The 8,205-nt window shown below is 37.9% G+C and carries 10 protein-coding genes and 1 pseudogene; 8 read left to right on the top strand and 3 right to left on the bottom strand.

The genetic code is table 11. From position 1 onward, the window contains the following. Positions 1–632: 632 nt before the first annotated feature. Together BUB85_RS20150 and BUB85_RS20145 are read right to left on the bottom strand one after the other, a co-directional pair. A complete protein-coding gene (locus tag BUB85_RS20150) occupies positions 633–1,793 on the bottom strand; it encodes an IS91 family transposase (protein WP_073113281.1) in 1,161 nt (386 codons plus the stop codon). Further along, positions 1,786–2,673 carry a tyrosine-type recombinase/integrase gene (locus tag BUB85_RS20145; RefSeq protein WP_073113280.1) on the bottom strand — a complete coding sequence of 296 codons (888 nt, stop codon included), beginning with the start codon at positions 2,671–2,673 and terminating at the stop codon, positions 1,786–1,788. The genes BUB85_RS20150 and BUB85_RS20145 overlap by 8 nt, the downstream gene beginning before the upstream one ends. 405 nt (positions 2,674–3,078) lie before the next feature. Between BUB85_RS20145 and BUB85_RS20140 the strand changes: the two genes are divergently transcribed. From BUB85_RS20140 to BUB85_RS20110, 8 genes and pseudogenes are all read left to right on the top strand, one after another. Beyond that, the gene (locus tag BUB85_RS20140) at positions 3,079–3,867 is read left to right on the top strand and encodes a helix-turn-helix domain-containing protein (protein ID WP_073113279.1); all 789 of its coding nucleotides are present in this window, start codon (positions 3,079–3,081) and stop codon (positions 3,865–3,867) included. Between the two features lie 51 nt (positions 3,868–3,918). After that, positions 3,919–4,116, top strand: coding sequence for a UDP-N-acetylmuramoyl-tripeptide--D-alanyl-D-alanine ligase (locus tag BUB85_RS20135; protein WP_073113278.1), 198 nt, complete (start codon positions 3,919–3,921; stop codon positions 4,114–4,116). 78 nt (positions 4,117–4,194) lie between these two features. Next, positions 4,195–4,872: pseudogene (locus BUB85_RS20130) on the top strand (ATP-binding protein); the annotation flags it as partial. Next, positions 4,872–5,096 (top strand): hypothetical protein, encoded by a 225-nt coding sequence (locus BUB85_RS20125; protein ID WP_073113277.1) that lies wholly within the window; start codon positions 4,872–4,874, stop codon positions 5,094–5,096. The pseudogene BUB85_RS20130 and the gene BUB85_RS20125, both read left to right, overlap by 1 nt. A 338-nt stretch (positions 5,097–5,434) precedes the next feature. Next, on the top strand, positions 5,435–5,578 hold the full coding sequence (locus tag BUB85_RS21625) for a hypothetical protein (protein ID WP_159434689.1): 144 nt from the start codon (positions 5,435–5,437) through the stop codon (positions 5,576–5,578). Positions 5,579–5,640: 62 nt separating this feature from the next. After that, a complete protein-coding gene (locus tag BUB85_RS20120) occupies positions 5,641–5,838 on the top strand; it encodes a hypothetical protein (RefSeq protein WP_143160810.1) in 198 nt (65 codons plus the stop codon). 60 nt (positions 5,839–5,898) lie between these two features. Further along, positions 5,899–6,606, top strand: a complete 708-nt coding sequence (locus tag BUB85_RS20115; protein ID WP_073113275.1) for a LytR/AlgR family response regulator transcription factor — start codon at positions 5,899–5,901, stop codon at positions 6,604–6,606. Positions 6,607–6,649: 43 nt separating this feature from the next. Next, positions 6,650–7,930: a hypothetical protein gene (locus BUB85_RS20110; protein WP_073113274.1), complete on the top strand. Its 1,281-nt coding sequence runs from the start codon at positions 6,650–6,652 to the stop codon at positions 7,928–7,930. A 15-nt stretch (positions 7,931–7,945) separates the two neighbouring features. Here BUB85_RS20110 and BUB85_RS20105 read toward each other — a convergent pair. After that, the coding region (locus BUB85_RS20105; RefSeq protein ID WP_143160809.1) for an IS66 family transposase at positions 7,946–8,205 on the bottom strand (260 nt) is incomplete at its 5' end.

The following is an 8,205-nucleotide window of genomic DNA, read 5'->3' as shown; positions in this document are numbered from 1 at the left end:
TCTTCAGGGCTACTGGAAAGTTTTCGCGGACTGACAGTAACGAATGAAGATGTATCCTACATTTTTAAGTACACAACAATGTACTTGGAATAACAAGGTTATTTTAGCACAGGTGGTGGTTAAATGAAAGACGAAATAACTGAATAATCCACATTTTTTTAGGATTGGCTTCGTGGACCTATACGAAGTGCATAACAAAAGGCGTTAACAAGGAAAATGTGGATAAAGTGCTAAAAAACATACACAGTAGATGAGGGATAGACACAATTAAATTTATTCCTCAACGCTGTAGATAAATGAATCTGATTGTGTATGATATTGAAGTAAGGTATAATATCCCTATCAATTCTTTCGTGAACAATCGGCGTCAGGACAGAGGAAAAAGCAGACTACACTTTTAAAGTATCTGCCCTTTCCACTGGACTGCACACCGGTTTTTACCAATTGAACTAAGTTGCGTCCCTTTAGCCAATACGCTATGGATTTTCAATAGTTCCTTTTGTTCTGATTTTACCAGATATATGTGGACTTGCATATCCTAAATTCCATAAGTTACAGTCTTTTTCAAGTTTCATTGTACGACAAATAGACCTTCTGTCAGGAAGGCTTTTTACGTATTCACGTATGGATATTTAACCTGTAAGTGAATAGCAGCCACGAAGTCTGAATGATAAGAGATTTCCTCCGCACGCTTCACATTTACAGATATCCTTTTTATATAAGATCATCAGCTTCTCTGCAGTTGTTTTATCTCTTAACTTCGATAAATACTGAATACAGTTTAAAAGTTTTCGGCAAAGCTCCATCTTCTCTTTTTTACTACGGCAGGAAAGAATGCCATAATGCCTGATGCGAACAAAACCTTTTGGTAATACATGCATCAGAAACATCCGTATAAACTCTGTTCCTTTAACCGTATGTGGAATCATTTTTCCACCATTTTTGTAATCCTTCGCGAGATAGGTAACAGTTTCTGATGTCATACTGAGAATTCGTCGATTGCTGATAGCAATCCGGTGTGTATATCTGCCCAGATATTTGATTACAGAATTCGCCCCATTAAAAGCTTCTTTGGTATAAACAATCCAGTCTTTTTCATAAAGTTTGTTTATCAGTTCCTTGAAGGAATAGTGGTTCTGCAAATCTTTGGCAGTTCCATGATACCGTAGCTTTTCTGATTCACGAAGTTCTTTGAGTTCCTTCAGATAATGTTTTTTGAAAACAGTGGACATTACTTTTACAGGAAAGAAAAACTTTTTTCCTTTATCTTTCCAATGATTCGCTGCGTCCAGGCCTCCACCCAAAACAATCATGTGCAGGTGAGGATGGTAATTCATCCGTGATCCCCATGTGTGAAGCACACAGATATATCCGATTTTAGCCCCCAGATGTTTCGGATCACCAGATAATTCCGTCATAGTAAGGTGTGCTGCATGATATAAAGCGTCATACAAAAGTTTTTGATTCCAATAAACCAGTGTATAAAGTTCCTCTGGAATAGTAAAAACAGTATGAAAGTAGGGAACGTCAAGTACATTCTCCTGTTGCTTATCTATCCATTCATCCACATCCATTCCCTGGCACATAGGACAGTGCCTATTTTTACAGGAATTATAAAGGATATATTTTTTATGACAGGATTCACACTCACTGACATTTGCGCCCATTTCTGGTGTCCTACATTTTAATATACACTGTGCAGCCATGCGTTGTTCTTCTGAAAAAAGCCTTGTTTCACTGTATTCCGGCAAAAACTGATGGAATACATCCTGAATGGTAATCTCATTATTCATTGGAATCACCATCTTTTTTCTTTGGCTTGCGACCACGTTTTTTCTTTTGTGGGTGATCAAGGGGACTCTGAATTCCCATAATGGTTTTGTTGGAAATGTGGATGTAAACCTGTGTGGATTCCAGACAACGATGACCAAGCATTGCCTGTACATAATTGATAGGAACACCATTCTCAATCATGTGGCTGGCAAAAGAATGACGAAGCGTATGTGGATGAGCAGTTAATCCAGCTTCTTTTGCCACTGCTCGAATCATGATTTCAACTGCACTCACTTTTACCGGCATATGTGGTTCGTCAAGTGCCACAAAAAAGTTTTCCCTCTGAATCGGATAACTTTTCCAATACGCTGTCAATAATTCCAGTGCTCGATTAGAAAGTATCGTCCAACGATCTCGATGATTCTTACTTTCAGGAACATACACCTGCATTCTGCTTGCATAGATATCTTTCGCTTGTAAACGAATAAGTTCGCCAACTCGAAGTCCTGAAGAATAGAGTAATGCAATAATAGCTTTATTACGGATGTGAGTGGCAGTATCAATTAGTGTCTCGACTTCCGCCAATGAAAGAACTGTTGGAAGCTTTGTATCTAATTTCATCCTTGGGACAAAATCCTGATCCCATGGAATATGAAGAACGTGTTTGTATAAGAAACAGATGGAAGAATTGTAAAAGTTACAAGTTGAAGCAGCTATTCCCTTGCTCCTTTTAAACAGAATAAATTCTCTGGCATCCTGCAAAGAAAGTTCTTCCATAGTTTTATTCCCTGTCCATTTCATAAAAGCTTTGATGTTTGCAATATAAGCTTCTACCGTTCGTGATGAACGGTTTCGTATCAGGCACTCCTCTTTTAATTGTTCAAAATATTTTTCGTACATAAAAATCCTCCGTGTAAAATCAGTAGTTAATAAATGACACTGCTTACACGGAGGTGGATTTTCATAATAAAAGTGCTTGAAAAACAAGCCAATAGATTGTATTATTTTCATAGTGGTGGCAATGTCGATCCTGTTTGATTGTTATTTTGTGGTGATTTAACAATACTACTTTTAGGACTTGGTTGCCACTTCTTTTAATTGTAGAGACAAAAAACTGCGCCACAGCCTTGGCAGGCCGTCGCGCAGCGACTTGGTTCAATTTGAATTTATAGGATAGAAAATGTGATTTTCAACTCTATGACATACTTGCAACTTCAAGTTGACAAAGAGTATCTTGGGAAAGATAGAAAATAACAATGTGGTTTGATAGAATTTTGCTATCAAATTACAGGAGGAATTTACAATATGAATTTAGGCGAAAAGATTTTTAAATTGCGGAAAGAAAAAGGATTATCTCAAGAGAATTTGGCAGAGCAACTTGGGACAACCAGACAGGCAATTAGCAAATGGGAAAATAATCAAGGTTTTCCTGAAACAGAAAAAATATTACAGCTATCTAATATTTTTGAAGTGTCTACGGATTTTTTGCTAAAAGACGAAAAATCCGAAAAGAACGCTAACGAAAAAGGATACTATGTAAGTAGAGAAATGGCAAAAGGATATATTGCCAATGAAAAAAGAATGAGCCGATATATAGGAATCGGATTTATGTTTTGGGCGTTGGCAGGAATACCGTATGTAATGTTTTCTACAAGCACTATATCACGATATTTAGGAATTGCAATCTGCGGAGTTATAGGTATTATTTCCATTGTACTTGCGATATTTTCTGAACAACCTCAATATAAGGTCTTAAAACAAGAACCATTTTTATTCGATTACGATTATCTGAAAGAACTGACCAATGAATATGCCATGAATAAAAAGAAGTATGTGGCAGTGGCTATTCCTTGTATCACCTTATTTGTCGTAGGTTTTATAATCTTAGTACTTACTGCAAACAAAAACAGTATATGGATATGGTCTGAATATCATTCCTTTGTTTTTTGGGGATTTGCAATAGGGCTTTTCGGATTTGTATATTCATTAAGTGTCATGGAAGCCTATGAATTGCTGGTTTATAACGAGAAGTATTCAACAAGTTTCTTTTTTAAGATAAAACAAAAAATAAAAGAAAAGATAAACGACCTTTAATTGATAAAATTCCAGTTTGCGGAACTAAAAAATTAAATTGTGAGGATTGAAATGCGAAAAAGGTCAAGAGGTGCTGTAACACTTATTGGAAGTGGTATGCCAGAAGTAAAAGTATGTGATATTGTAAATGGAAAACCAAAAGTTAGAAGGATTGAAAAGGGAAATTATATTGAATTTCACTTGAAATATTCTATTTTTCATAAGGAAATCAAGCGATATGATAAAAATACTTTTGAGGAAATAAAATAGACAACTTTATATTCAATATCACACAAGCAGTTAGTCTATACGATTGACTGCTTTTTTCATGCCACGAAAGGAGGATTTATGGCACTACTAAAATACAAAGGTAAGCGGATTCGTGCCAGTGATAAATCACTGGTGTACCGCTTCTCTACAGGTATGCTCATGTTCGTGTTCATAGCGGTACTTTTGCTATTGAACATTAGACAGCTCATGCGTACCGATTGGAACAAATTCAGCTTGTTAGGAAATAACGGGCTGACACTTTCCACCTACAATATCATAACAGTAATCATGGCGACTGGTATCTGCACACTGGTCGCTTTTTGTTATTACCGATTCTGTTATGACAGCTACAAACGGTTCGTACACCGTCAAAAGCTATCACGCATGATTCTGGAAAATGGCTGGTATGAAGCAGAAACAACACAGGGAAACAGTTTTTTCACTGACCTGCAATCCAGTAAATCAAAAGAGAAAATCAGCTACTTTCCCAAAATCTATTACCGCATGGACAATGGCTTGCTCCATATCCAGTGTGAAATCACGCTGGGGAAATATCAAGACCAGCTTTTATGCTTGGAAGAAAAGCTGGAAAGTGGCTTGTACTGTGAGTTGACCGATAAGACGCTCCATGACGGCTATATTGAATACATCATGCTCTACGATATGATAGCCAACCGTATCAGCATTTCCGAAGTAAAGGCTGAACATGGTGGATTGCGGTTAATGAAAAATCTGGTGTGGGAATATGACGCACTATGGAAGAATTAAAAGTATTACTGGAAGCCAAAACACCAACGGACGGGGAACTGCCCTCTGCTTGGTTTGAACTTCCAATTTGTGATTATGAAATCGAAGAAAAATTAGGGGTGGAAATGGATTCAACTGATTACCGTATCTTGGAAATGGAACTTCCCTTTTCAGATGAAGTCAGCGAAGATACACCAATCCAAGTCCTCCACTTCAAGTGTGAAGAACACTAAGTGGTGGGGACTTGCTTGTGTCCGTAGGAGTTCAAGATCCTGCGGATAAGCAGCGTAGCTGCTATGAGGTTATGAGCAAGTAGCAAAGCGGATTGCCAATATCCATTTTGACGATCAAATGTATCGTCTGAACGTATCAACTGTTGTTGTTCAGACGATGCATTTATTTTTATTTTACAATAATATACGCAAGAATTGTGTTACAGAATTGTACAGAAAAACGACAGTTTTTGTATGGCTCGAAATATCAAAATGCATATATGATAAAATTTCACTATGTTTCAGCAAATGATTAGTGTGCAAAAATATAGTGGACAAAGAGGAAGAAATTCGAGTAAATGGGAGAGGGAAAAGAGTTAGGAATCATTAAGGAAAGATACCAACTGATTCGGATTATCGGGGCAGGGGGATTCGGAACGACCTATCTGGCGGTAGATCCGAAAGAACGAATCCAGTCGGTGGAGGAACTGATATATATGTAGGTCTGATTTCTCATTACAGGCAACGAAAAATGTATCTGAAGGCCCAGAGAACTGTTGGAAAGATGATAGAGATTTATCCAGAAGATTACGAGGGACATCACTTATATTTTATATTGAAGATGGACAGGCAGCATTTTGAAGAAGCACTTCTTTTTGCGTCAGATCAAAATCCGCCGGATGAGATAAAAGCATTAATTGAAAGGGAAAAAGTATTGACAAATGCTTTTTTTCATAGACAAGATCAAGACGAAAGTTTATGATAAAAAGAAAACGTCCTGCAAAATATTTTGCAGGACGTTTTGACAGGGAGAAACATATCTATGAAAATTGGAATATGCGATGACAATATACAATGGTGCTGCAGGGTAGAGTCTATCATAGCGGAATATTTTCGACGGCATAATATAAGTGCTGAAACACAGTGCTTTTTTAGTGGAGAGGAATTGCTTGCTCTGGACGGGAATCCACAGCTTCTATTTCTTGATATTGATATGAAGGAGAAGAATGGAATTGAGACGGCCAAAATCGCCAATGAAAGATGGCCGCACTGTCAGATTGTTTATCTGACGAATTCCCTGTATTTTGCAACCGAAGTCTATCAAACGGAACATATCTATTTCGTTTTAAAAGAACAGTTTGAGGATAAATTGGATGAGGTAATGGAGAAGGCGGCGCATGCATTTAAACAGAGTGAGAAGAATCTCGTCTTTTCTGTTATTGCAGGCGGTGAGATTGTTCTTTCTCCAGATGAAATTATCTGTATTGAACGAACTGGGAGAAAATCTGCAATCTATTGTAAGACGGGAACATATCGCATCTGGGAGAAAATCAAAGATGTAGAGCAGAAGCTTCCCACTGTTGATTTTGTCAGATGTCACAATAGTTGTATCATATATCTTCCTGCGGTCAGAGAACTGCTGAAAGATCGATTTGTTATGAAAAATGGCAAAGAGATTTTAATCAGTCGCGCTTATGGAAAACAGGCAAAAGAGGCGTTCGTTGAATGGGCGAAGACACAGATTATGTAGAGATGGTTTTCTGCGGAGTGCGGAGAATATGAGAGGAATATATATGTACTTAATTATTATTAGAACTGCGATTATTTTATTCACAAACCATGCAATTGGAGTGATATTATGGAATCAATTTATGGAGCGGCGCAGAAGTCTATGGCCGTTATGTTTCTATTTATTTGCAAAATGTGCGATATTAAATATAGGGCTTGCGACGGTTATAAAAGTGTATCATGCAGAATGGTATGCGCAAACCAGAAGCATACAGTTTGTGTACATATTTGCAACGTGGCTGTTTGCCATTACTACATTTGTGGTGCTGAAATGGACGTTTGATGTTTCTATTGAGAAGATGATGCTTATGTCTTTTCTGGGAGATTGTCTATCCGCGTGTGTTGGCTCTGCGGGAATGTTTGCGGTCAATTTTTTAATGGGGAGAACGTTGGGCTTTGCAGAAGAGGTGTCTCTGCCATTCCGATGGGCAGATCTCTTTATCCCTGTGTTCTCGATGGGTTTACTTTTTTTGCTGCTGCATCTTCTGGAACCATGGGTAAAACGTCTTCGGGATTATCAGATCAAACACAAAAAATTTGTAATGGTGCTGGTAGCTATAGGAATCGTATTTGCTACCTGGCCTTTAATTAAATTTGCATATGATGATGGTATGAATGGGATGACAACTTGTATCTCCATGGGATTGATATTATTGTTGAGTGCGGTTTGGCTGAATCGGCAGCACAGATTGTTGAAAAAAGAGCAGGAATTTCTAAGTTTTCAGTTTCAAATGATGGAAAAATATTATAACGGAGTGAAAAGGAAGGAAGAAGAATTGCAACATAATCAGGCACTTCTGTCGAAACAGATGAAAGAACTGTCTGCGGATGCTTATGAGATTTCTGATGAGCAGATTACAGCATATCTGGAAGAACTCCGAAGGGAGTACAATACATTAAAACGGGGACTGTATTGTGATGATCCGGTGCTGGATGCAGTTATTGTGACAGAGGCAGAGATTATGGAATCTGGGAAGATTGCATTTGACTGTTCATTGCAGCATTATCGAAGAAATGATACAGAGCAGAGAATGTTAGTGTCATTGATATTGTATTTACTTGATTTTGGAATACGTGCCAACCAGAAGCTCGATGCGAATCGGCATATCTTTCTTCGCATTGCCAATGTTAAGAATCAGCTTATGATTTCCTATCAAACGGGGGCTTTGTCCAGAGAACGTTTATCGAAGAAGTCGATTCGGACGATAATGAATTCCAATGAGAGTACGCTTGTGGTGAAACAACTGGGGTCAGAACTGACCGTGGATATTTTAGTTGAAACGTAACTGTTCAGAACTCCATTAGTTAAAGATGATATCGGAATTCCCTAAAAGGGCTTCTCTGATTGCTGTAAAAGCATTTATTCCATGCTTATGAGCAGTCCCAATATAGCTCATGATTGTAAGATATTCCTGTGCGCCTTCCTCACTGCGAAAACATCCTGAGACCTTGGTTTTAACCTTAATCATGCGCAAATCACGTTCCGCAAGGTTATTATCAAACGGAACACAGAGATTCTTTATAAATAAGCAGACTGATGCCTTGTAATTCACAAGTCTGT

Source organism: Hespellia stercorisuis DSM 15480, assembly GCF_900142165.1.
In the GTDB taxonomy this organism is placed as follows: Bacteria; Bacillota; Clostridia; order Lachnospirales; family Lachnospiraceae; genus Hespellia; species Hespellia stercorisuis.
The sequence above is the reverse complement of the archived record's forward strand: the minus strand, read 5'-3'. Positions and strand labels throughout refer to the sequence as shown.

Excerpts from the sequence above, each read along its gene's own strand:
- BUB85_RS20145 (WP_073113280.1), bottom strand. The coding sequence starts at position 2,673 with ATGTACGAAAAATATTTTGAACAATTAAAAGAGGAGTGCCTGATACGA.
- BUB85_RS20110 (WP_073113274.1), top strand. The coding sequence starts at position 6,650 with ATGTACTTAATTATTATTAGAACTGCGATTATTTTATTCACAAACCAT.
- BUB85_RS20135 (WP_073113278.1), top strand. The coding sequence starts at position 3,919 with ATGCGAAAAAGGTCAAGAGGTGCTGTAACACTTATTGGAAGTGGTATG.
- BUB85_RS20125 (WP_073113277.1), top strand. The coding sequence starts at position 4,872 with ATGGAAGAATTAAAAGTATTACTGGAAGCCAAAACACCAACGGACGGG.
- BUB85_RS20120 (WP_143160810.1), top strand. The coding sequence starts at position 5,641 with ATGATAGAGATTTATCCAGAAGATTACGAGGGACATCACTTATATTTT.
- BUB85_RS20140 (WP_073113279.1), top strand. The coding sequence starts at position 3,079 with ATGAATTTAGGCGAAAAGATTTTTAAATTGCGGAAAGAAAAAGGATTA.
- BUB85_RS20150 (WP_073113281.1), bottom strand. The coding sequence starts at position 1,793 with ATGAATAATGAGATTACCATTCAGGATGTATTCCATCAGTTTTTGCCG.
- BUB85_RS20115 (WP_073113275.1), top strand. The coding sequence starts at position 5,899 with ATGAAAATTGGAATATGCGATGACAATATACAATGGTGCTGCAGGGTA.
- BUB85_RS21625 (WP_159434689.1), top strand. The coding sequence starts at position 5,435 with ATGGGAGAGGGAAAAGAGTTAGGAATCATTAAGGAAAGATACCAACTG.